At 61.5% G+C, this 22,182-nt stretch carries 18 protein-coding genes and 2 pseudogenes; 9 read left to right on the top strand and 11 right to left on the bottom strand.

Translation table 11 applies throughout. The annotated features are described in order from the left end of the window. Positions 1-11 precede the first annotated feature (11 nt). A complete protein-coding gene (locus tag BIWAKO_RS19870; protein ID WP_069880124.1) occupies positions 12-308 on the bottom strand; it encodes a PepSY domain-containing protein in 297 nt (98 codons plus the stop codon). 191 nt (positions 309-499) lie between these two features. On the opposite strand from BIWAKO_RS19870, the gene BIWAKO_RS19865 reads away from it, so the two are divergent. Beyond that, positions 500-913, top strand: a complete 414-nt coding sequence (locus BIWAKO_RS19865; protein ID WP_069880123.1) for a potassium channel family protein — start codon at positions 500-502, stop codon at positions 911-913. Positions 914-1,024: 111 nt separating this feature from the next. Here the strand turns inward: BIWAKO_RS19865 and BIWAKO_RS19860 are convergent, their stop codons facing one another. Then, on the bottom strand, positions 1,025-2,455 hold the full coding sequence (locus BIWAKO_RS19860; RefSeq protein ID WP_069879486.1) for an IS1182 family transposase: 1,431 nt from the start codon (positions 2,453-2,455) through the stop codon (positions 1,025-1,027). A gap of 246 nt (positions 2,456-2,701) precedes the next feature. Next, on the bottom strand, positions 2,702-2,977 hold the full coding sequence (locus tag BIWAKO_RS19855; RefSeq protein ID WP_244523492.1) for a DUF1214 domain-containing protein: 276 nt from the start codon (positions 2,975-2,977) through the stop codon (positions 2,702-2,704). A gap of 930 nt (positions 2,978-3,907) precedes the next feature. Here BIWAKO_RS19855 and BIWAKO_RS19845 point away from each other — a divergent pair. Together BIWAKO_RS19845 and BIWAKO_RS19840 are read left to right on the top strand one after the other, a co-directional pair. Then, complete coding sequence (locus tag BIWAKO_RS19845) at positions 3,908-4,117, top strand: hypothetical protein (protein ID WP_069882642.1); 210 nt, start codon at positions 3,908-3,910, stop codon at positions 4,115-4,117. A gap of 333 nt (positions 4,118-4,450) precedes the next feature. Further along, positions 4,451-5,610: pseudogene (locus tag BIWAKO_RS19840) on the top strand (IS30 family transposase). 105 nt (positions 5,611-5,715) lie between these two features. Here BIWAKO_RS19840 and BIWAKO_RS19835 read toward each other — a convergent pair. From BIWAKO_RS19835 to BIWAKO_RS19825, 3 genes are all read right to left on the bottom strand, one after another. Further along, complete coding sequence (locus tag BIWAKO_RS19835) at positions 5,716-6,111, bottom strand: hypothetical protein (protein WP_069880120.1); 396 nt, start codon at positions 6,109-6,111, stop codon at positions 5,716-5,718. 413 nt (positions 6,112-6,524) lie between these two features. Next, on the bottom strand, positions 6,525-8,999 hold the full coding sequence (locus BIWAKO_RS19830; protein ID WP_069880119.1) for an arylsulfatase: 2,475 nt from the start codon (positions 8,997-8,999) through the stop codon (positions 6,525-6,527). 295 nt (positions 9,000-9,294) lie between these two features. Continuing rightward, positions 9,295-9,933 carry an aspartate-alanine antiporter-like transporter gene (locus BIWAKO_RS19825; RefSeq protein WP_244523661.1) on the bottom strand — a complete coding sequence of 213 codons (639 nt, stop codon included), beginning with the start codon at positions 9,931-9,933 and terminating at the stop codon, positions 9,295-9,297. 803 nt (positions 9,934-10,736) lie between these two features. Here BIWAKO_RS19825 and BIWAKO_RS19820 point away from each other — a divergent pair. Continuing rightward, positions 10,737-11,069 (top strand): phospholipase D-like domain-containing protein, encoded by a 333-nt coding sequence (locus BIWAKO_RS19820; protein ID WP_069880117.1) that lies wholly within the window; start codon positions 10,737-10,739, stop codon positions 11,067-11,069. A gap of 117 nt (positions 11,070-11,186) precedes the next feature. Here the strand turns inward: BIWAKO_RS19820 and BIWAKO_RS19815 are convergent, their stop codons facing one another. Next, positions 11,187-12,596 (bottom strand): TAXI family TRAP transporter solute-binding subunit, encoded by a 1,410-nt coding sequence (locus BIWAKO_RS19815; protein ID WP_069880116.1) that lies wholly within the window; start codon positions 12,594-12,596, stop codon positions 11,187-11,189. A 640-nt stretch (positions 12,597-13,236) separates the two neighbouring features. On the opposite strand from BIWAKO_RS19815, the gene BIWAKO_RS19810 reads away from it, so the two are divergent. After that, positions 13,237-14,667, top strand: a complete 1,431-nt coding sequence (locus BIWAKO_RS19810; RefSeq protein WP_069879486.1) for an IS1182 family transposase — start codon at positions 13,237-13,239, stop codon at positions 14,665-14,667. A 254-nt stretch (positions 14,668-14,921) separates the two neighbouring features. On the opposite strand, the gene BIWAKO_RS19805 is transcribed toward BIWAKO_RS19810, so the two are convergent. After that, positions 14,922-15,161, bottom strand: coding sequence for a DUF2171 domain-containing protein (locus BIWAKO_RS19805; RefSeq protein WP_069880115.1), 240 nt, complete (start codon positions 15,159-15,161; stop codon positions 14,922-14,924). Positions 15,162-15,476: 315 nt separating this feature from the next. Between BIWAKO_RS19805 and BIWAKO_RS19800 the strand changes: the two genes are divergently transcribed. Continuing rightward, the gene (locus tag BIWAKO_RS19800) at positions 15,477-16,295 is read left to right on the top strand and encodes a transglutaminase-like domain-containing protein (RefSeq protein ID WP_371332008.1); all 819 of its coding nucleotides are present in this window, start codon (positions 15,477-15,479) and stop codon (positions 16,293-16,295) included. Between the two features lie 279 nt (positions 16,296-16,574). Here BIWAKO_RS19800 and ligD read toward each other — a convergent pair whose 3' ends face one another. After that, on the bottom strand, positions 16,575-17,579 hold the full coding sequence (gene ligD / locus BIWAKO_RS19795) for a non-homologous end-joining DNA ligase (protein ID WP_244523491.1): 1,005 nt from the start codon (positions 17,577-17,579) through the stop codon (positions 16,575-16,577). 476 nt (positions 17,580-18,055) lie between these two features. On the opposite strand from ligD, the gene BIWAKO_RS37565 reads away from it, so the two are divergent. Next, a complete protein-coding gene (locus BIWAKO_RS37565; protein ID WP_465247411.1) occupies positions 18,056-18,217 on the top strand; it encodes a DUF7696 family protein in 162 nt (53 codons plus the stop codon). A gap of 299 nt (positions 18,218-18,516) precedes the next feature. Here BIWAKO_RS37565 and ku (BIWAKO_RS19785) read toward each other — a convergent pair whose 3' ends face one another. Beyond that, entirely contained in the window at positions 18,517-19,356 is an 840-nt protein-coding gene (ku, locus tag BIWAKO_RS19785; protein WP_069882641.1) for a non-homologous end joining protein Ku, read from the bottom strand. A gap of 94 nt (positions 19,357-19,450) precedes the next feature. Here ku (BIWAKO_RS19785) and ku (BIWAKO_RS36730) point away from each other — a divergent pair. After that, a pseudogene (gene ku / locus BIWAKO_RS36730) lies at positions 19,451-20,122 on the top strand (non-homologous end joining protein Ku); the annotation flags it as partial. A 124-nt stretch (positions 20,123-20,246) separates the two neighbouring features. Continuing rightward, a complete protein-coding gene (locus tag BIWAKO_RS36725) occupies positions 20,247-20,489 on the top strand; it encodes a hypothetical protein (protein WP_069880111.1) in 243 nt (80 codons plus the stop codon). A gap of 191 nt (positions 20,490-20,680) precedes the next feature. Here BIWAKO_RS36725 and BIWAKO_RS19775 read toward each other — a convergent pair whose 3' ends face one another. After that, a complete protein-coding gene (locus tag BIWAKO_RS19775; protein ID WP_069880110.1) occupies positions 20,681-21,703 on the bottom strand; it encodes a DNA topoisomerase IB in 1,023 nt (340 codons plus the stop codon). Positions 21,704-22,182 lie beyond the last annotated feature (479 nt).

Below are 22,182 nucleotides of genomic sequence, written 5' to 3'. Positions count from 1 at the left end.
AAGGACATCGATCAGTTGCGGGTGATGTTGCCGCGGTAATCGACGGAGACGTTCACCTGAGCGCCGGCGTTCGTGGCCGTGCCCTTCCAGACACCGTTGTCGTCCTTCTTCAGGCCTGTGACGTTAGTGTAGCCATTCGCTTCGAGGCGGCTCTTAGCCTGTCCTTCCGTGAAGCTATTGGCGCCCGGCAGCGGGGCGTTCGCGTCGGCAGGCGCCGGAGCAGGTGCCGGCGAGGTCGTCGAGGTCTGGGCGATGGCGCCGAAGGAGGTCGCCGTGGCGATCAAGGAAGCGATGATCAGCGTTTTCATGGTGGTTCTCCCAAGGATGGCGGCGGTGCCGCGGTGCCCAACAAAACGGCGCCTCGAGCGTTTTGGTTCCAAGGCGGACGCTCGGCTTGGTCCGTGGGAGTGCTCGTGCTGTTAGTGTACCTGATATTCGCGATTACCTTTTATCTGTTGCAGCCTTCGGTCGTGTGATCGGCCCCGCTGGAGCGTTCTCGATGCTTCGCCAAGTTCTCGTGGGCGCTTTAGTCAGCGCGTGCAACATCGCCATCCATGCGTTTTTGATGGCGGCTGTTATGTGGGCGGCGAGAATCACCTTCGCTCATGCAACGTATCGCCACACGCTTCGGTTGATAATCGTTATGATTGCTACCGTGTCTTTCTTGATGGCGGCGCATATTGCAGAGGTTCTTGTTTGGGCATTAGCTTACGCTATTGTTGGAGCCGCGTCAGAAGGCACCGATCTGATCTATTTTTCCTTCGTAAACTATACAACGCTCGGCTACGGCGACGTGACACCGGTGGGTCGCTGGAATTTGCTGGGACCAATGACGGCAATGAATGGCGTTCTGTTGTTTGGTTGGTCAACCGCTGTAATCTTTGAGATTCTAAGACGAGCAATAAAAGCGTGAAAGGGGAGGCTGACGGCTCGCTTGAGTACGCGCGCAGTGGCCGGGTTGGGTGGAGGCCGTGTGGAAACGTCTTTCAGGGTCGTGCTCTGACGATGCGACAGGGTCTGAGGGTCAGGCTCTCATGGCCTTCATCAACGTCGCCGCGCCGAGGATGGCGATGGCCCGCTTGAGATTGTAGGCCAGCACATGGAGGCTCATCTCGGTTCCGACATTGGGGAGGTGGCGGGTCAGGAAGTGACTTCGGCCCATCCAGTCCTTGATCGTGCCGAAGACGTGCTCGACCGTGCGCCTTCGGATCCGCATGGCGTCGGGCATGCGATCGAGCCGGCGCTGCATGGCCTCGATCACCACCTCGTGCTCCCAGCGCTTGATGCGGCGCTGCTTGCCGGTGGTGCATTGGTCTTTGACCAGGCAGGCTCCGCAGCCGTCGGCCCAGTAGGTATGGAGTGTCAGATCCTTCTCGACCGATGAGAAGCGCCATGTGAGCGTCTCGCCGGCGGGACAGCGATAGGTGTCGCTCGGAGCATCGTAGGTGAAGTCCTGCTTGCCCCAGCGCCCGTCGGCTTTGGCCCCTGATGTCAGGGGCTTGGGGACGATGGCGGAGATGCCGATCTCGTCGCAGGCCAGGACCTCCTCGCCTGAGAAGTAGCCGCGATCGGCCAGCACAGTCAGCGCACCGGCTCCTGTCGCATCCTTTGCCTGACGCCCCATGCTGGCGAGCTGGCTGCGGTCGTGGCCGATGTTGGTGACCTCATGAGCCACGATCAGATGATGTTTGGCGTCGACCGCCGCCTGAACGTTGTAGCCGACGAGGCCAGTGCCCTTGCCGTTGGTGGCCATGGCGCGGGCGTCGGGATCGGTCAGCGAGACCTGACGGTCTGGCGCCACCGCGACGACGTGGTCCATCGCCTGGAGGTCACGCATCTGCTGACGCAGGCGATCAAGCCGGTCCTTGAGGCGGATGCTGCGCATCTGCGCGACGTCATCCTCCTGCCGGTCGGCCGTATCGAGCAGCGACAGATAGCGTGCGATGCTTGCCTCCACCTGCTCCATCCGGCGACGGATCGCGCCGGGCGTGAAGTTCTTGTCGCGCGTGTTGACGGCCTTGAACCGGCTGCCGTCCACGGCCACGGTGCCGCCTGCCAGAAGGCCGAGTTGGCGGCACAGCACGACGAACTGCGCGCAGGCAGCCCGGATCGCAGCCCCATTGTCACGGCGAAAGTCGGCGATGGTCTTGAAGTCGGGCGCAAGCTTGCCCGTCAGCCACATCACCTCGACGTTGCGGCCGGCCTCGCGCTCCAGCCGGCGGCTCGACTGAACCTGGTTGAGGTAGCCGTAGAGGTACAGCTTGAGAAGGGTAGCGGGGTGGTATCCAGGCCGCCCCGTCGAGGCCGGGCCGGCAAAGCCCATCGTTCCCAGATCGAGTTCGTCGATGAAGACATCCACCACCCGGACCGGATTATCTTCGCTGACGTAGTCCTCAAGACAGTCGGGCAGGAGCAGTCTCTGCAGCCGGGTCTCGCCTTCGATGTAGCGCGCCATGCAAGCCCTCGGATCGCTCCAGAAAGCCTACCAGATCAGCCCGTTTCCACACAGCCTCGGTGGTTTGCTGACGTGCCGATCCATCGGGTTAAATGTCTGCTCGTCACGCAATTGCCGACACTCGTCTACGAAAGGGGCGCCGGGTCTAGTTCGTGTCCGGCTCCTGCGTCGCCAAATGCGTCTGAAGACGCCATCAGCTCGGTGCAGCGTGAGTTGGCTCGCCCACGCGCCCGGGCTGCCGCTACTTTACGACCGCAATGACCGGTGGCTTCCATGGCCGTCGAGGATCGGCTGGTCGGGCCAGTAGGCACGTATCCAGACCGAAAAGGTGCCGTTCGGGGCCGGTAGCCAGTTGGATTCCTTGTCTTGGCCAGGTGACTTGTGACCGAGATAGATGGTCAGGCTGCCATCGGTGTTGTACTTGAGCGTCTTGTTCTTCGTGCCGAGCGCGTAGCGCTTTAGTGCGTTGGGAGCGAAGAAGTGTTCCGGGTCATACATGGTCAATGACCAGAAGCCCTTCACGGGCGGGAGTTGTCCTTTCTCGAACGTGACCGCATACGATATCTTCGCTCGGGCACAGGCAGCTCTGGACGCTGCGTGGGACGAAATCAAATCGACCATTCCCGATGCGTGTGATGAGAAGGAGCGTACCAGATTGGCCTACATCGTGGCCGCCCTGGTCGCCGTCGCCGAAGACGAGGATGACTTGAGAGTGCGGACCCTTGAACGGTTCCGACAAACCGTTGTCGTATGACGGGAGCCCGGTCTCGCTTCGGTGGGGCCGGGTTCTTCATTGATGGCCAATGGTGATGATGATCGTCGCGTTCGTGACCGTGTCGAACATGAGCTCGCTATACATCTGTATCCGACGCATCGTAGCGGTCGTACCGCTGCGATATGACACCTGCGGAGCGCAGTGACGATGATTGACCTGCTCGACGAAGCTGCTGCCAGACGCTCCATTCGCGCAGGATCAACGCGCGCTCACGCACTCCGTCAGGCGGAGTGCTGGCTGCAACAGGCGGCTCGCAGCTTGCGCGTTGCCGAGGAGGCTGGCGACGTTGAGGACGTCGAGCGTTTATCGCGTCGTGTTGCGGCAAAGCATCGACGGGAGATCGGCCGGTGATCCGCTGGTGCGGGTGTCAGTGAGGGCTTGGGCTCCTCGCCGGTCGTCGTTGTAAGATGTATTGAGTTAGGGACGATCCTTCTGATGTTTCCCTTGTTTTAAGCGCCGGGAGAGCGCCCATATGCCAAATGCAGAAAAATAAAGAATTCCTCGCCAGGTTGGATTTAATTCGGCGTGAAGTCTCTGATCTTCAAACGACCACCCTAATGTTGCTTGCGTGGCAACGACGCTTGGCGGATCGAGCCTGCCGAGATCGCTGGACGAGCGGGCCCATCAGCCATGCTCAGGGCTGAGGCAGATCAGGCGCTATCAGCATGGAGGCGACGATGAGCACCAAGCCATCAGACCCGAGAGAAGCCGCAGCGCGGGCGCTATGCCGGCGCGAGGGGCACCCGGAGAACATCACGTTCGAGGGCAAGCCGATGTGGCAGAGTTACCTCGATGTGGTCGATACGGTCCTCGAGGCGATCAAGCCCGAGCCCTTCGGGCGCCACGGCCAGGAGCCGGCGTCGTGGACGGACTATACACCGGGATAGCGCGGGTCGGATTTCTCGGGTTAGTCGCAATGCTCGGCGGTAAGGTGCTTCGGCCCTCCTGACACGGCCCGGTGGGCCGCGCAGCGGTGATCCGCGACCAGACTTGCCGATTGGGCCGCGGTTCCCTTAAAGGTCTCGCCACCCTAGGCACAACGTCGAAGCTCGCAAATACGGGTGTCTGCAAGCTCCTATGGCGTCGAGGCGAGCTGATTGGCGAGGCAGCTCCTCAACCGGGCTGCCGTAATGCGGCCATCCCCAACCGACCGCAATGGGTGGTGGGCTCAACGGGTGAACGCAACACGCTACTTTTCCTTCGGAGAGGGAGCGTGGGTGATGAAGCAGCGGCGGCGGATCTCTTATTCGGCGGCCCAGCGGGCTGAGATTTGGGATCGTTGGAAGGCCGGCGTGTCAATGAGTTCGATCGGACGGCGTTTCGATCGAGAGTCCTCGTCGGTGTTTTCGGTTCTTTCTCCGACCGGCGGCATCCGGCCTCCAGATCGGACGCGGGCTTCGCGCGCCCTCAGTCTGAGCGAGCGGGAGGAAATCTCCCGAGGGCTCAGCACCCGCTGCTCGCTGCGAGGGATCGCTCGGCTGCTGGGTCGATCGCCATCAACGATCAGCCGCGAGGTTGTGCGCAACGGCGGGCCGGAACGGTATCGCGCGACAGGCTCCGATCAGGCAGCCTGGGACCGGGCGTTACGTCCAAAACGCTGCAAGCTGGCTTGCCGACCTGACCTGGCCCGGACAGTATCCGGGAAGCTGCGGCGGAACTGGTCGCCCGAGCAGGTTGCCGGCTGGCTTAAGCGCGCTTGGCCCGGGGAGCCGCACAATCAGGTGTCGCACGAAACCATCTATCGCAGCCTGTTCATCCAGACGCGATCGTGCTGAAGAAGGAGCTTCTGGACCACCTCAGGGCTCGACGAACGATCCGGCGCTCAAGGCACGCCACCCTGAAGCGGAACGGCCTTGGTCAGATCAAGGATGCGGTCTCCATCAGCGAACGGCCCGCATCCGTCGAGGATCGCGCCGTGCCCGGCCATTGGGAAGGCGACCTGATCGGCGGGGCCCGGAACAGCTACGTCGCCACGCTGGTCGAGCGTCACTCGCGCTACGTGATGCTGGTCAAGATCGCCAACAAGGACACCGAGAGCGTCGTTTCCGCCCTGATCAAACAGTCCCGGAAACTGCCCGGCGAACTCTATCAGTCCCTGACCTGGGATCGGGGCAAGGAGCTCGCCGATCACAAGCGCTTGGCTCTCGCCTCGAACGTCGAGGTCTACTTCTGCGATCCCAGATCACCCTGGCAACGCGGCTCCAACGAAAACACCAATCGGCTGCTGCGACAGTACCTACCTCACGGGACCGACCTGTCCCTGCAAAGCCAGGCCCAGCTCAGCGCCATCGCCCGACAGCTCAACCAACGGCCAAGAAAAACCTTGCTCTATCGAACCCCAGAAGAGACGTTCGCCGAGTGTGTTGCAGCGATCAGTTGAGCCCACCGTGGAAAGCCGAAGTTGGTTTGATCGCCGAAAGCAGGCGGCTCATGTTGCCTATCGGCCGGTGCTCGGGCAGATCGTGCCACGGTGGTCCGCGCGCGGCTATCGCACGAGACTCTTGTCTTTTCTCAGCAGACTCAGGACACACCAGACGCCCATCGCAGCGTGAAAAGCGACCGCTGGCCACAGCAGCATGCCGTGCAGACCATGGCCAAAGCGGGCGAACACGAGCACGCTGGCGACTGCAATGTTATAGAACAGCATCGCAGCGACCACTCCGCGCGAGGCGCGGCTCTGTGCATCACCCCGCGCCAGCCAGCAGACGATACCAAGCGCAAGTATCGCGACGCCGCCAACGCGCACCAGGCTCACGGCGACGGGCGCGTCGAGCGCCGCCCCAAGCAATAGCCACGCCGTGACCGATGGAACGCCTAACAACGCCAGGCCTGCTCCGGCCTCGACGACTGCGGTCGCGGTTTGCAGAGTTCGCATGGTCATCTGGTGTTTCACCCGGCAGGAGGAGGTAGGCGGCGTCGCACACGCCCAGGAATTCACGTCAGCGGTTCCGGACCACGCCCTTGGCGATATAACCCATCAAGGCCAGCATCGAGCCGAGCGGATCGCCAGCGCCGATGAAGTCGCTCCCCTTGACGAATTCAGCCCGCCTTTTTCATTTCCGGAGTCTTCAGCGCCGCCAGGTTGCTTTTCCATTGGCGGTGGCAAACCACGATGACGGCGTACCGCTTGCCGGCGAGAACCGTCCGGAAAGGTCGGATTCCATTGAAGGAGCGGATAGGGATGCCTGGGGGCCGCCCCTCATCGAGCCGGATCGCTCTTTGGCCGATTTTGAAGGTTGCCGAGGGAACCCGGGTGGCACCGGAGTGATCCGGCACCACCTGAGCCAACCATTCCTAGTCTTTCGCCCGAGCGGCCGCTTCCCGCAATTTCCTCTGGTCCGCCTTGGCCAGTTGCATCGGCCCGAGATTGACGGTCAGCCTGTCGATCTTGCCGTCGAAGGCAAACGGCACCTGGTAGTCCTTGGCGTTGACCTCCGTGCGCGTATCGACGCCGATATCGAAGGTCTCGTCGGAGACCTGCAAGAATGCGATCGAGTTCGGCTGCTTCCCGGTGGCCACGACTTTGCCGTCCACCTTCAGCTCACCGCTGCCTCCCTTGGCGATGCCCGGGCCGTCATAGGTGTACTCGAATGCGATCGTGTGCTTGCCCGGGGTGAGTGCATCCGCGCCTTCCCAGCGGTACTGGGCGAGGATCAGCATGTTGTAATTGAACACCGGCTTGCCGTTGAGCAGGTAAAGGCCCCATCCACCCCAGCGCCCTCCGGTGGTGGCGAGCATTCCGTTGCCGCCGCCCTGGGGAACGTCTACCTCGGCGGTAATCTTATAGGACCGGCCAATCACGTTCGGTGAGTTGGCCATGGGGATGCCGGAATTCACACCGGTATAGGTGAACACCGTCTGGCCCGCAGTGGCGCTCGGCCGCGGCTCGACCGCTCGTGCGAAGGATCTGTTGTCCAGCGGCAGCACATTGTACTTGGCCGCCTCCTGGACGAACAGCTTCTGCATGTCCTTCAGTTTGCCCGGCATTTTTGCGGCGAGATCGTTGGCCTGAGAGTAGTCCTCCGCCAGGTTGTACAGCTCCCATTTGTAGTCTTTGATCGGCGGCAGGGGCGCGTTCAAGATCCAGGGGCCATGCGGCGGTGTCGTGTTGGCGTACCAGCCGTCATTGTAGATGCCGCGATTGGCGATCATTTCGAAATACTGGGTCTTTCGCTTCGAGGGCGCGTTCGCGTTGGCCTTGTCGAAAGTGTAGGCCATGCTCACGCCTTCGATCGGCTTTTGCTTGATCCCATTGACCGTCTGCGGCGCCTTGATGCGGGTCGCTTCCAGGATCGTCGGCACGATATCGATGATGTGGTGGAACTGGGTGCGGATGCCGCCGGGGTCGTTGATATGGCCGGGCCAGCTAATCGCCAGGCCTTGACGCGTGCCGCCGAAATGCGATGCGATCTGCTTGGTGTATTTGAATGGCGTGTCGAACGCCCATGACCACGCAACAGCCATATGCGGGTAACTGGCCGCCGACCCCCAAGTGTCGTAGAATTTCATCTGTTCGGCGATCGGGAAGTCGAGGATGCCGTTATAGGCGGTCCACTGGTTCGGCGTACCGGACAGCGTTCCCTCCGGGCTCGTGCCATTATCGCCGACGATGTAGATGATCAGCGTGTTGTCGAGCTTGCCCATGTCCTCGACCTGCTGGATCACGCGGCCGATTTCGTTGTCGGTATAGGCCGCATAGCCGGCGAAGACTTCGGCCTGACGGGCGAACAGCTTCTTCTGGTCGGGTGACAAGCTGTCCCATTTCGGCAGGCTATCGGGCCAATCCGTGAGTTTTGCATTCGCGGGGATCACGCCCAGGCGCTTCTGGTTGGCGAAGATCTGGTCGCGCATGGCATTCCAGCCCATGTCGAACTTGCCCTTGAATTTGTCGATCCACTCTTGCGTCGGGTTGTGCGGCGAGTGGGTTCCACCGGGGGCGTAGTAGATGAAGAACGGCGTGTCGTGCGCGGCAGCGTCAAGCTGCTTCAGCCGCGTGATGGCTTCATCAGCCATATCGGTAATGAGGTTGTAGCCGGGCTTGCCGACCCACGGGAAAATCTGGGTGTGATCGCGGAACAGATAGGGCGTCCATTGGTCGGTCTCGCCGCCCTGGAAGCCGTAGAAGTAATCAAACCCCATTCCTGACGGCCATTGGTCATAGGGGCCGGCAACGCTGTACTGGAAATCCGGTGTGTTGTGGTTCTTGCCGAACCATGAGGTCGGATAGCCGTTCCCCTTGAGAATGGCGCCGATGGTCGCGTTGTCCGTACCGATAATCGAGTCATAGCCGGGGAATCCGGTCGACAACTCGGTGATCACGCCGTTGCCGGTTGAATGGTGATTGCGGCCGGTGAGCAAGGCCGCGCGGGTCGGCGAGCACAAAGCGGTCGAGTTGAACTGGGTGTAGCGCAGGCCGGCCTTTGCGACGCGGTCAAGTGCCGGGGTCGGGACGACACCGCCAAAAGTCCCGCTGACGCCATAGCCCTGATCGTCGGTCATGATCAGCAGCACATTGGGCGCGCCCTTGGGCGGGGCCACACGCGGCGGCCACCAGACCTTCGATCCCTCGAGCGTTTCCTTGATCACGCCGCCGAATTTGGGGGGCGGCGCCGGGAGCTGCTTGCCATCGAGGGTGATTGTCGCGCTCGGCTGGCCAAGCGTGCCGTTGATCTGCTGGGCCTTCGCTGTCGACAAGTAACTTGAACCGATCAGGAGACTCAACGCACTGACAATTCCAGTGCCGATCCGCAAATACTGACCTGTCTTCATGTATGCCACTCCATCAGGTTATGGCCCATGACGCAGCTTGCTTTCGAACCGCAAAGCGGCCTAGATATTGGGGGTCGATCGCTCGTTGTCGCCAGTTGGCGTTTAGCAATTCAACATTTTCACGATTAAGTTGCGCAGACTACGCGCCTCCCACCAGATCACGAATAAGTGATAAAAGAGATTTACCGAGCGCCGAACGTTAGATTACGTTGGGACGATGAATTTTTATCAGTTCATTGTACGTTGATTTTCAAATCAACAATTCCGTTCAATTACGGTGGAAATAGTTATTTCATTAGCATCCGCGAAGGGGCAATCCGCTCGCGAAACATGATCGTTGCGCGATGTGGATGACAATTGCTTTGGCGCGGACGTCGAACAAGCGGGCTGCGGAGGTGATCCCCTCGGCATCGCTGCCCGGGCCGGCCTTCTCCGCGCGCTGCGCCGCGGCCTCGCGCAGATTGATGCCCATCAGCCTGGGACCGACCTTCGGCAGGAACCAGAGAAGGACCGCCGTCCCGACCAGATAGGTGACGGCGTAGGCGACGGGGATGTTGTTGATGAGCGCGGTCCGCTCCGCTTGCGGAAGATCGAGCCGCTGGATCGCTTCGCCTGCGGTTCCGATGACGGTTGACTCCGAAAACGCTCCAGCAAGAAGTCCGGCCGCCGTGCCCATGTCGAAGCTCAGCAATTTTGCGAAGCCGAGCGCCATCAGAAGGCATGTGACGCAGAGCACCACCGTCAGCGCCATTTGTGGAAGCGCGTCGCGCTTCAAGGCCTGAAAGAACTGCGGGCCGACCTTGTAGCCAGTGTTGAAGAGGAAGAGGTCGAAGAAGACCGTCTTCACCACGGCGGGCACCTTGATGTCGAGCTGACCGACCAGCACACCCGCAAGCAGGCAGCCGACGACGACGCCGAGGCTGAAGCCTCCGATTTTCGCCTTTCCAATCAGGAAGCCGAGCGCGATGTCAGGAAGATGGCGAGCTCGGGATTGTTGCGCAGGGCTTCGACGACGTAGTTCATGCTCTGTCTCGCAGCATGGAACCCGGACACTCGATCAGGTGCTGTCTGATCGAATCCCCAATGGTTGCCGAGCGGACGCAATCACCCCGCGCAGGCATTCACTCCCGCCGCTCGCGCACGTCAGGGAGCGAGATTGTAGGCGTCGAAGGCCTGGCGCGGTAGCCGGAAGGAGCTAGCGGCGAACGCCGACCCGGTTGACACCCCCGTTGCGATTTCCCGGACGTGGCGCGGTGACGGCGCCAACTCCGACTGGCCGAGCGACGAGACGAACACCGGGCCGCGCAACGCAACCGCTCGGATAACCGATATACGTGCAGTAAACGACGGCATTTGCGACTTCCGTTGTCGAGGCAAGGCCGGTGAAGCCGATTCCGGCTGTCGCCATAGCGAATACGGCAAATTTAATCTTTGTCATTTCCGGTCTCCAGGACTTTGAAGACAACATGCGCTCGTGATGATCGACTCTGCCACTACCGGGGCGGTGTGAAAATTGTACCTGAGGACATCACGAGTGCAGCACAGCCAGAAGCTCAAAGTGGGTGCACGTCTAGACATCCGCGTGGGACGGAAAGTCAAAAATCGGGCGCCGTATTTCCTTCTTCGCGCTAGGGCGCAGGCAACCGTCAAGGCGCTCCGGGTGCGCGTGCTGACCAACTCACTGGCTTCGAACGACTCAGGCTAGCCAAAGCCCGCGGGCGGCTGTTGAAGAATGGGATGGAGCTGTACGAGCTGCGCCCGGCTACCGACGCCTACCGGCCCGGGCTGGCCGCTTCGTTCCGGCCGGTCGCCTGCCGCCTTGCACACCAAGTCCATGGCCTGCAAGCCGTGTTCATCGACAGCTTCAACCTCTATCCACGCTCCGCCGTGATCAACACCGAAACCGGCCTCTATATCGAGAGTTCCGAGCTTGCGGAAAGGCTGGTGGCCTCCATGGCGACCGGGGTCGTGCCGCCAAAAGCTATCGCGTCCTTCTCGAGGCGAGTGGCGGCGGCAGCGTCTGGGAGGCGACGCGGGAGGGGCAAATCGTCACTATGCCGACGAGCCTGAGACCCGCTTCCGCCGGCGCCTCGTCGCCGACCTGTTGAAGCTCCTCCCGATCGACGCACAGCTCTAAACTCGACCACCCGGCGGCGCGGGTTAGGCCCGGATCCTGTGGGCGGGCATTCATTTCGACTGGTTGTGCTTCTGCGCCGAGACGGCCGTCAACGGATACGCAGGGGCAGCGCTCGCAGCGCCCTCTGATGCCGCATTGCTGCGCGCCGTTGCGGGTGGTCCGGCTCGCAGGGTGGCGACAGCGTCGCGAGCACTCTCATAGGCGAGTTGTAGCGGCGCAAACTCCTCGTAGCTGCACCGGCGCTGGTAGCCGAGGGTTGCCATGTCAATCGCAATGGCGCTGAGTTCCTGCGACAGCCTTGGCGCGTCGGCTGGATCGGTCGAGGCCCCGGCGCCTTCGGTGATTTCCTTCAGTCGGTACAGGATCCCTCCCACGCGATCGGGACCGCCCTTGCTGAGGAAGCCGCCGGCGGCAGCGAGCGTCGAACTGACGATCCCTCCGACCAGCACGACATTCCATATCTGTTCACTGAAGAGGGTCGCCCAGCTCGTGTCCGTATCTTCCAGATAGGCGGCGGTGCCGGGGTGAAGCGGAAAACGTGCATCCTTCTCGCTGTCCGGCGCTGTGATCAGGCTGGCCAGCGGCACCTCGCGCGCCAGTTCGCTGCGCCGTTCGAGCAGGCCGCGCGTCACCTCCAGGATCGCGTTGTTGTAGAGCCGCACGCGCATGGGGCCGGTCGAAGCGCGATTGGCGGCGAGCGCGGTTGGAACCCCAACCGTGTCGACGTCGTCATCGGGAATGGACAGGCGAGGAAAGGCGTTCTTCTCGATCGTCTCGGAACTGGCGGCCGGGGTATTCTGCTTCAGGGACTCGCCAAGCTCGATACTGAGGATGGTCGGGGGATTCTTCCGCTTGTCGCCCACCGCGGCGACCACGTCCCTGACCACCGGATCGGCCGGGACGCCGAGCACGACGACACAGTCGAGCTGTCGGCTGGCGATGAGCCCGGCGACGTCCTCGGGCTTGACGATCGTCAGGTGAACCTCGGCCGGTGTGATGCCCAGCATGTCGAGCAACCGGACGAGAGACGGCTCGTCGAGCTGCGAGCGGGCGACGAGACCGAGGCGCTTGCCCTTCACATCGGCGAGATTCTCGAGCTTTTGTCGCGCCGGTGCCGCGGCGATCACGAGATTGGTGCGCAGCATCGCGACCAATGCCGCGCTGGTCGGCAAGGGATCGTCGAGCCGCACGACGGCGAGATCAACCTCCCGTTTCTCCAGCAGCCGGCTGCTCTCGTGCATGTCGGCTGTCGCGACCAGATCCAGGCGCGCGCCGGCGCGGTTGACGTCGAGCAGGCGATTGAAGGCGATCAGCAGCTTGGCATCGATCCCGTCCTTGGGGCCCGCCGCGACGCGCAAATGCAGGGGCTGTGACCATAGGAGATAACCCACGACACCCGCGGTGAGCAGCGCGAACGCCGCTGCGGCGATCAGCAGGAGACGCGACATCGAGATGTTCATGGCACATGTCCCGAACTGCGCCTCGCTTCGAAGACGTCTGATCAGCGCCTGCCAGCCACGGTCTCGGGCTCTGGCGCTTCAGCCGCGGGCCGCCCACGAACTCGGCAAGGTCAGCTTAGCGCACTGCACGGCGACGTCACCCATGGCGTTGCCCCGTGTTCCGCTCTCGCACCAGGGCGGGCGAGTCAGGAGAGCAGCATTCAGCGCTCCTTAACTCAACCTTCCGACCACCGTCTTCAGAGGATCCCGGAGAGTCGCCGGATCGGAGTTCGCATAGCTGCTGGTGTAGAGATGCTCTCCCACAACGACATCCTCGCTCATCATATGATTGGTTCGGAAGACGATCAGTCAAAACATTACGTCGTTCAGCGGCACAATCATCTTCGCCGCAGTCTGATGAGGCGACGAGCGAGGGAAAGCGCCGCGTCCAGCTCTGCACAAAGCTCAACGTAGACACCGGGATCGAGAGCGGAACTCTGGCCAACTCACTCGTAGGGTCTGCTTCTGGGCAATGCGCCAATGGTCCGCAAATGGCGCGACCCAGCCCCTTCGGTCGGCCTGGAGGAACGTCAGCAAACCACCGAGGCTGTGTGGAAACGGGCTGATCTGGTAGGCTTTCTGGAGCGATCCGAGGGCTTGCATGGCGCGCTACATCGAAGGCGAGACCCGGCTGCAGAGACTGCTCCTGCCCGACTGTCTTGAGGACTACGTCAGCGAAGATAATCCGGTCCGGGTGGTGGATGTCTTCATCGACGAACTCGATCTGGGAACGATGGGCTTTGCCGGCCCGGCCTCGACGGGGCGGCCTGGATACCACCCCGCTACCCTTCTCAAGCTGTACCTCTACGGCTACCTCAACCAGGTTCAGTCGAGCCGCCGGCTGGAGCGCGAGGCCGGCCGCAACGTCGAGGTGATGTGGCTGACGGGCAAGCTTGCGCCCGACTTCAAGACCATCGCCGACTTTCGCCGTGACAATGGGGCTGCGATCCGGGCTGCCTGCGCGCAGTTCGTCGTGCTGTGCCGCCAACTCGGCCTTCTGGCAGGCGGCACCGTGGCCGTGGACGGCAGCCGGTTCAAGGCCGTCAACACGCGCGACAAGAACTTCACGCCCGGCGCGATCCGTCGCCGGATGGAGCAGGTGGAGGCAAGCATCGCACGCTATCTGTCGCTGCTCGATACGGCCGACCGGCAGGAGGATGACGTCGCGCAGATGCGCAGCATCCGCCTCAAGGACCGGCTTGATCGCCTGCGTCAGCAGATGCGTGACCTCCAGGCGATGGACCACGTCGTCGCGGTGGCGCCAGACCGTCAGGTCTCGCTGACCGATCCCGACGCCCGCGCCATGGCCACCAACGGCAAGGGCACTGGCCTCGTCGGCTACAACGTTCAGGCGGCGGTCGACGCCAAACATCATCTGATCGTGGCTCATGAGGTCACCAACATCGGCCACGACCGCAGCCAGCTCGCCAGCATGGGGCGTCAGGCAAAGGATGCGACAGGAGCCGGTGCGCTGACTGTGCTGGCCGATCGCGGCTACTTCTCAGGCGAGGAGGTCCTGGCCTGCGACGAGATCGGCATCTCCGCCATCGTCCCCAAGCCCCTGACATCAGGGGCCAAAGCCGACGGGCGCTGGGGCAAGCAGGACTTCACCTACGATGCTCCGAGCGACACCTATCGCTGTCCCGCCGGCGAGACGCTCACATGGCGCTTCTCATCGGTCGAGAAGGATCTGACACTCCATACCTACTGGGCCGACGGCTGCGGAGCCTGCCTGGTCAAAGACCAATGCACCACCGGCAAGCAGCGCCGCATCAAGCGCTGGGAGCACGAGGTGGTGATCGAGGCCATGCAGCGCCGGCTCGATCGCATGCCCGACGCCATGCGGATCCGAAGGCGCACGGTCGAGCACGTCTTCGGCACGATCAAGGACTGGATGGGCCGAAGTCACTTCCTGACCCGCCACCTCCCCAATGTCGGAACCGAGATGAGCCTCCATGTGCTGGCCTACAATCTCAAGCGGGCCATCGCCATCCTCGGCGCGGCGACGTTGATGAAGGCCATGAGAGCCTGACCCTCAGACCCTGTCGCATCGTCAGAGCACGACCCTGAAAGACGTTTCCACACGGCCTCCACCCGTCTGCGCCCTTCGGAACGTATGCTCGGGGGGCGAGATCCCGGCGACCTCCCCGGAGCCGGTAGGTGCCGGTAGAGGCGGGGCACGCCTCACCGAAGTTCTCGGCCGCAGCGAGGAGGCGAAAACCCTTCCGAGTCAGATTCTTACTGAGGCTTGGGTGGTCTTTGCTACCTAATGCCGCGCCGATGCATCTACTCAGCGGCCTCGGACCAGCGTTCCTTGGGTTCGGAGGCCGGCACGATGAGCTTGATCGTGTCGCCGTCGACGGCAACCACGAGCCCGATGTCCAGATAGTGATGTGCACCGCTTGATTCCGGATCATTCTTCTTCAGCTTCAATAACTGGACGCTGAGGCTGTCCACGGTGCCGACATGCCCTCCGTCGGCGCCCTCGACCGTTTGCCCCTCCTTGATCTGCTGAACGAACGTCATGGAATTGGCTCCTGCGCTGCGGTAGCAAACCCGCAACTGTAGCGTTGGGCGAAAGTTCCCTACCCACTTGGCGCCTGCAACAGCAGCGGTAGTGCGGCGTCTGGTTTAGCGACTACCAGCTCGACCTATGCCGCGACAAAGTCTCCCGCTGTCCAAGCAGGACACGGACAAGCAGGGCTCGCAGTGGGCGGCAATGTCCAAAGTCTCGCCATTCGGTCGAGGAACCTCGCGCCCGTTCTGGGGGTTCGGCTGTCGCGAGCAGCACGGACGAGGATCAGTGATATGTACATTCGGTGTGGCTATCGGATCGAAGTCGTGAGCCACATCCCGACTCCCGCAATCCTGTTGCTGGATCCCCATCCCACCCGCCATACCGACATCGTGCGGGGCCCGACCAGTACCATTCGGTCCCTATCGACGGGCAACGACGTCCCCCACGCAGCGTATGTCGACGGCTTCGGAAATCGCTGCCGTCGCCTCGTCATCCCGCCTGGCGGGGTGGCCTTCGCGAACGACATGATTGTAGTGGATTCTGGCATGGTCGATGTCGTCGACCGCGACGCTCCCGAGATCTTTCCGGGTGACCTGCCGTCCGAAGTGCTCGAATATACGCTCGCAAGCCGCTATTGTGAGGTCGATGAACTTTCGCCCATTGCCTGGCAGCTATTTGGCAATTTCGCTCCGGGCTGGAATCGCGTCCAACAAATCTGCAACTTTGTGAACGCGCAGATCCGCTTCGATTATCAACTCGCGAGGAACACCCGCACGGCGGGCCAAGCGCTGGCGGAAGGTGTGGGCGTTTGCCGCGATTTCACCCATTTGGCGGTAGCGCTGTGTCGCTGCATGAATATTCCTGCGCGCTACTGTAATGGGTACCTTGGAGACATAGGCGTCCCGAGGGACCCTGCACCGATGGACTACAATGCATGGTTCGAGGCGTATCTCGGAGGCCAATGGTTCACATTCGACGCCCGCCACAACATGCCTCGCGTCGGTCGAATCCTGGTCGCGAGGGGCCGGGATGCCGCTGACATCCCAATGATCCACACTTTTGGCCCGCACATTCTCCAGCGCTTCGAGGTCATAACGGAGGAGGTTATATGCGAGCGGATCCGCGACTCTGTCGACCGCTGATTCAATCTGGGCCGACGGAATAACATTGTGCCTGCGGATCCCTCGCCCCCCGTTTGCCTTTCGGGCACAGTGGTCGGTATTCGGTTTGCCCGACCTGAACTCCTATGGCCGTTTCGCTCGGCGCTTCATTGCGGGCCAGTTCAATGATCTATGCGGAGCATAGTGCGGAGCGACGGGCTTCGCGCGGGCAATCAGCGAAAAGCGGTTCGTCAAGGGGGCAACGGCCGGCGAGAGCGAGAGCTTCGCACTGGATGTGCTGAGGACGGCGGTCGAGGATTATCACTCGCTCTCGGACTCCGAGCGCAGCTCCAGGATTCCACTGAAATCCGCCGCGTCACGGAGGCCTTTGTATGATGGGTGCCTGAGCTTCTGATCGTTGGTCCAGCCGCGGAATTCAATCTCGGCGCCCAGTTGCGGGTTTACCCATCGCGTAGCGGCGCGCTTGATCGGCAAGACCGGCTTGGCGATCAAGAGAAGATCGAGGGCCTCCCTGAGGTCCCTCGCCGATCGCTCCGTAAATCCCGTGCCGACCCCGCCGACATATGTGAGCCCCTCACCACGCCAAGCTGCTAAGAGCAGTCGACCGATCCCGCCGAGCGCGACCGCAGACGGCTCGTATCCAATGATGAAGAACGTCTCGGACTGCACGCATTTAATCTTGAGCCATTCGCCGCCGCGGCCTGATCGATAAGGGGCGTCGCGACGCTTCGCGATGATGCCCTCCAGGCCCATCTTGCAGGCGAGCGTCAAGAACGCGTCGCCCTCCGCATTTATCTCCTCGCTCAGCATGATCCCCGGAGTGGTGGCCTGGATGACAGCCGCCAGAAGAACGCGCCGTTCAGCGAGCGAGAGGTGCCGCAGATCCTTGCCATTAAGGTAAAGGAGATCGAACGCGAACATCACAGCAAGACTGGCGTTGCGCTTGCCGCCGCGGCCACCGAGGGCGGCTTGAAGCGCGGCAAAGTCGGAGAGGCCTCGATCATCAAGCACGACCGCCTCGCCGTCTAAAATGGCGCTGTCGACCGGCAGCACCTTCGTTGCCGCAACTATCGTGGGGAAGCGGTCCGTCCAGTCGTGCCCGCCGCGAGTGATCACACGAGCTTGCCCGCCCAGCTCAATATGGACGGCCAGTCGATAACCGTCCCATTTCACTTCGAAGGCCCATTGCTCGCCCTTCGGGGGGGCTTTGACAAGCTTGGCCAGACACGGCTCGATGCGGGCGGGCATAGGTGCGTCTGTGTCGAACAACAGGGCCTGGCGCGGATCTTCTTTCCGAAAGACCACGGGTCCTTTGAGTGCATCGGATCCAGGACCAGACCGCAACAATCGACGCGCGCACACTTCACCTACTCCACCACTCGCTGAGAACGTTGCGGCGATGGGAATCGTTCCACTCAGGAACTAGTGGGTATCGGAATGGGTTGAAGTCCTGCGGGGTGTCGCGAGGTGCCAGAATGGGCTCATTGTCAAAACCACGTCACTCAAGTTGGAGGCCCACCCAATCTTCCGCTCGCAGGCCTCCACTGGCCCGGGCGAGGTCGATCGCGGTGATGCCTACCCCAATGTCGCGAATTACATGCGAGGATGATGAAGGAAACTGCCACACCGTCATTGTTTGGTGCCTTTATCCGGGCTTGAGCTGTACCTCCTACACGCTCGATACCGGAGCCCTCGTGAACTACGTTGACGAGCATACCTTCGAGATCGATCACACTGCGGTTTTGATCACCCGACTTGTTTGAGCGTTGCTGGAGAGAGCCATGTTTGGTGCGGGAGCTCGGGTGGTCTGGTCTCACTTGGCCGGCCGTCAGGTTTCATCCTACTCGGAAGAATGGCGGCATGGATGCGAGGTTGAGCACCTGCTGGCGATGCCCGCGTCGCGGCCGCGCAGAATTGCTCGATGGCATTCCCGGCGCCATTGATCGCTAAAGCCAAGGGATGAGGGGTGTTCGGGGGGAAGCCGCGGTCGCAGCGCTCAAATTAGAGATCCAACGCCTTCGGATAAAGAATGGGTAATTGCATTCACAACATGCCCAGTCGGCCCGGAAAAAATTCGCCCCTGTTTTCCCCCAAGGCCATTTGGCGGTGATGATCGCCCGATGCAGCCCCACCTATACACGAACCCCGCCGCTCACGGATGAGCGACGGGGCGCTAGGCTGTGCGAGAGCGTTCGCGGCGTCCTCACACATGCCCGTAACGGGGTTCGGCAATCTTTGTTCCTTAGCCAGCTTTCTTGGACGGCTGCGACGTCTTGGGAGAGGCAACCTGTTTCCGGTCGGCTTTTTTCACGCCGGCGCTCAACCGAAGGGCTTCCATCAGGTTGACCACGTTTGTGGCCGTCCGCGGCCTGGGGGCAGAAATCGTGCGGCCCTCAATCTTTGCCTTCACAAGCTCCGCAATGGCAGCCTCATAGCGATCGGTAAAAGCCGCCGGATCAAATTTCCCGACCTTCGTCGAAATGATGTGTCTGGCGAGTTCGAGCATTTCGCCTTTGATCTCCATCTCAGGGATCTCTTCGAATGCCCCCGCTGCTGAGCGAACCTCATAATCGAAGTTGAGAGTATGAGCGATCATGCCCGGTCCGCTGGCGCGGATCAGGACAGCTCTGTAACGGCGAAACAGGACAGCGTGAGCGAGCGCGCCGACTTCCCGCCGCTGGAGCGCATTTCGCAAGACGGAGAAGGGAGCATCGGCCCCCGGTCCTGAGGGTGCCAGGTAGTACGGTTTGTCGAAAAACAAAGGGTCGACTTCAAGGAAGGGAACGAAGGCTTGGATCGCGAGCTTCTTGTCGGATTGCGGAATGGCAGCGTCGAGCTCGTCGGGTTCGATCACAACATAATTGTCGGGCTCGATTTCGAAGCCTTTCACCTGGTCTTCTTTTTCGACTGGCTTGCCCGTGGTTGGGTCGATGAACTCGCGACGAAGACGGTTCCCGGTATCTCGATTGACCATGTTGAAAGTCGTGCGTTCCGCCGTTGAAGCGGCGGTGTACAGCGCAACGGGTACACTCAGCGCGCCGACTTGCAGCGTGCCTTTCCATTGGGCTCTTGCTGTGGCCATGGAACGCAACTCCAACGCGACGAACATGACTCAACGCAAATGGAACTGAATACGTTCCGACGGATTGAATCGAGCGTGAGTTGAGGGTTGTCACATGCCTCCAAAATTTTGGACCGGGTATCTCCGTCTCTCGCTCGTCACGTGTCCAGTGTCGCTGCAACCAGCGACGTCGGAGAGCGAAAAGGTTCGCTTTCACACTCTCAACCGAGCAACTGGCCAGAGAGTAGTCAGTCGCTACATCGATTCCGTAACGGGGAAACCCGTCAACGACGAGAAAGAAGCTAAGGGCTACGCAGTCGGGGACGAGCAGTTCATCGTCTTTGACGATGAGGAGCTGGCCTCGGTCGGGCTCGAGAGCACCAGAACGATCGACATCGACCTATTTACGGAGACTGCCTCGATTCCTTGGATCTACCTCGACAGCCCCTATTTCATGACGCCTAGCGATCCTGTCGGCGAGGAAGCCTTTGCAGTTATCCGTGAGGCAATGGCCGCGACGGACATGGTGGGAATATCCCGCGTGGTCCTCAACCGACGGGAGCGTGCGGTGATGCTCCAGCCTAGCGGAAAGGGCATCATCGCATGGACCCTCCGCTTTGGTGATGAGGTGCGGAAGCCAGGCATATATTTCGGGGATATCCGATCGCCTGAGGAGGATCCTGCGTTGGGGACGCTTGCCGATAAGCTCGTCGCTCAGAAGACTGAGCATTGGTCGGCCGACTTCATGAAAGACCCGGTTCAGGAACACCTTCAAAAACTCATCGCTTCAAAGCAGAGTCGTCCACCTCATTGCGGCCGGAGCCGGTGGCTATCTCGCTGGCCGCCTTCGTACCAAACGTATTGGTCTGCATACCGACGAGGTCGCCTTCCGCGATACGGCGCATGGCTTTATGACCTGGGCCGTCAGCGCGATCGTCAGCGTTGTGCTGATTGCCTCGGCCACCTCCGCGATCGTCGGCGGGACCGCACGCCTAGGCGCCAGCGCCGCGTCGGGGCTCGGCTCTGTCGTGTCGGGTGCCGCGAGCCAAGTGGCAGGTCGCCTCGACCTCTCAAGCCTCGACCCTTCCGCTTACGTCACCGATACCTTGTTCCGCCTGTCGCGGGCCTCTTTCGCGAGCGCATGGACCCAATAAAGGAGACGCCGTTTCAGGATCCAGGGGGCATCGGGGCCTACAGGACCTGAACACGTATACTCAACGGCCGTGCCGGGTGACGCGCGACCCTCCCCAGGGCCCTTATCAACGAGAACTCGACCGTCGCGCCTGGATCTGAAAGCGAGTCAGGCCAAAGCGGCCCCCACGGGGTCGCGAAAAAGCTGCGTAAGTCAGGCCGCAAGTAGCCCTAGTGCACGTTCGATACGCGAACAGCCTGGTCGGCCACGCGCCTTCGCATAGCTGCGCTGCAAGCGGCCGCTGGCATATGCCTCGATGACGATGGCGTGGACATAGCTTTTTCGAACCACTGCCGGAGTGTTGACCAGCCGCTCCGAGATCGTCCGCATGATGTCGGCGAGCTGGCGCTTGCGCCCAGTCTCAGTCGCCATCTCCACACCGGCCAAAAGCAATTCCGCCGCTGCCGCGTTGGCAGCGAGCATGCGCAAATCCTTGCTGCTGACCGGCACCCCGCAGGCGGCCTTGAGATAGGCGTTGATCTCGCTCGCATGGATCGCTGCGACCGAGCCATCCTCCTGGCGATATTGGAATAGTCGTTGCCCCGGAAGTGTGATGATGCGCGCCAGCGCCCGGCCAAGCGGAGCATCGTCCGTCACGCAGGCGATGTCCTTGCCGCTCTTGCCGCGGAAATGCAGTGCCACCCGTGTTCCTGCTAGCGTGACGTGTCGTTTGAGCAATGTGGAAGTACCGTGGCTGCCATTGGCCTTGGCGTAGGTCTCATTGCCGACCCGTAGATGGCAGCGATCGATGATGGCCGCAGCGCAGGCGAGTGCCTTTTCCCGCGACAGCGTGCGCGCCTTCATGTCGGTGGCGATCCGGCGGCGAAGTTTCGGCAGTGCAGAGATCACGCGGGCAAGGCGCTTCAGCTTGCGCCTCTCACGCACCTTCTCCCAGTCAGGGTGGTAACGATGCTGGACGCGGCCGGCTTCGTCACGGCCCACGGCTTGCAAATGGGCCTGGGGATCGGCAGCGATGCGAACATCCTGATAGGCCGGAGGGATAGCCAGGGCGCGGATGCGAGCTAACGTCTCCTCATCTGCAATCTTCGCGCCCTCCGGGTCCCGGTATCCAAAGGCGCGGCCATACCGCACGCGCTTGATTGTGAGCTTGTCAGAAGTAACGCGCCGTAGTCGCGTCGACGTCCGAACTACATCACCGGTTTGATTGATCGTCATGGTGCCGCTCGCGAGTTACTGCGCGGAAAATGCGCATTCGCCAGATTGGTTCCATGAGTTCGTGCTCACGAACGCCAAGGCTTCCGCAAGCACTACGGAACTCGCCTCATCGGCGAGCGTTTCGAAGATGCGAGCTATCTTCGTCCCTGGAGGAAAACATGGTTCTGAATTCCGGAAACGCGACCGGGAATATCTCCGAAGTCGCCCAAGTTGTTGGCCACCGCGTCGGCGAGATGGCTGACTCATTAGGAGCCGCAGTGAGCAGGGCGTGGGACGAAAGAATGGTGAACGTCGCCCAAGAGCAGGCCACTGATGTCCAACAGATGATAATCGAGGAGGTTTACGAGAGGCCACTTCGTGCCCTTGGTTTGCTGCCGCGATCGGCCTAATCACTGGCTTTATTGTGGCTCGCTGACGATGTTACCGTCGCGACCGAGATCACTGGTCGGTTGAAAAGGATAGCGGCTGTTTATTTGCTT

The sequence above is a fragment of the Bosea sp. BIWAKO-01 genome, assembly GCF_001748145.1.
In the GTDB taxonomy this organism is placed as follows: Bacteria; Pseudomonadota; Alphaproteobacteria; order Rhizobiales; family Beijerinckiaceae; genus Allobosea.
This window is presented reverse-complemented; position numbering and strand designations above follow the sequence as displayed.

What these genes read in the sequence shown, in the direction of transcription:
- BIWAKO_RS19870 (WP_069880124.1), bottom strand. Translation starts at nt 308, where the DNA reads ATGAAAACGCTGATCATCGCTTCCTTGATCGCCACGGCGACCTCCTTC.
- BIWAKO_RS19865 (WP_069880123.1), top strand. Translation starts at nt 500, where the DNA reads ATGCTTCGCCAAGTTCTCGTGGGCGCTTTAGTCAGCGCGTGCAACATC.
- BIWAKO_RS19860 (WP_069879486.1), bottom strand. Translation starts at nt 2,455, where the DNA reads ATGGCGCGCTACATCGAAGGCGAGACCCGGCTGCAGAGACTGCTCCTG.
- BIWAKO_RS19845 (WP_069882642.1), top strand. Translation starts at nt 3,908, where the DNA reads ATGAGCACCAAGCCATCAGACCCGAGAGAAGCCGCAGCGCGGGCGCTA.
- BIWAKO_RS19835 (WP_069880120.1), bottom strand. Translation starts at nt 6,111, where the DNA reads ATGACCATGCGAACTCTGCAAACCGCGACCGCAGTCGTCGAGGCCGGA.
- BIWAKO_RS19830 (WP_069880119.1), bottom strand. Translation starts at nt 8,999, where the DNA reads ATGAAGACAGGTCAGTATTTGCGGATCGGCACTGGAATTGTCAGTGCG.
- BIWAKO_RS19820 (WP_069880117.1), top strand. Translation starts at nt 10,737, where the DNA reads ATGGAGCTGTACGAGCTGCGCCCGGCTACCGACGCCTACCGGCCCGGG.
- BIWAKO_RS19815 (WP_069880116.1), bottom strand. Translation starts at nt 12,596, where the DNA reads ATGAACATCTCGATGTCGCGTCTCCTGCTGATCGCCGCAGCGGCGTTC.
- BIWAKO_RS19810 (WP_069879486.1), top strand. Translation starts at nt 13,237, where the DNA reads ATGGCGCGCTACATCGAAGGCGAGACCCGGCTGCAGAGACTGCTCCTG.
- BIWAKO_RS19805 (WP_069880115.1), bottom strand. Translation starts at nt 15,161, where the DNA reads ATGACGTTCGTTCAGCAGATCAAGGAGGGGCAAACGGTCGAGGGCGCC.
- BIWAKO_RS37565 (WP_465247411.1), top strand. Translation starts at nt 18,056, where the DNA reads ATGTTTGGTGCGGGAGCTCGGGTGGTCTGGTCTCACTTGGCCGGCCGT.
- ku (WP_069882641.1), bottom strand. Translation starts at nt 19,356, where the DNA reads ATGGCCACAGCAAGAGCCCAATGGAAAGGCACGCTGCAAGTCGGCGCG.
- BIWAKO_RS36725 (WP_069880111.1), top strand. Translation starts at nt 20,247, where the DNA reads ATGACCTGGGCCGTCAGCGCGATCGTCAGCGTTGTGCTGATTGCCTCG.
- BIWAKO_RS19775 (WP_069880110.1), bottom strand. Translation starts at nt 21,703, where the DNA reads ATGACGATCAATCAAACCGGTGATGTAGTTCGGACGTCGACGCGACTA.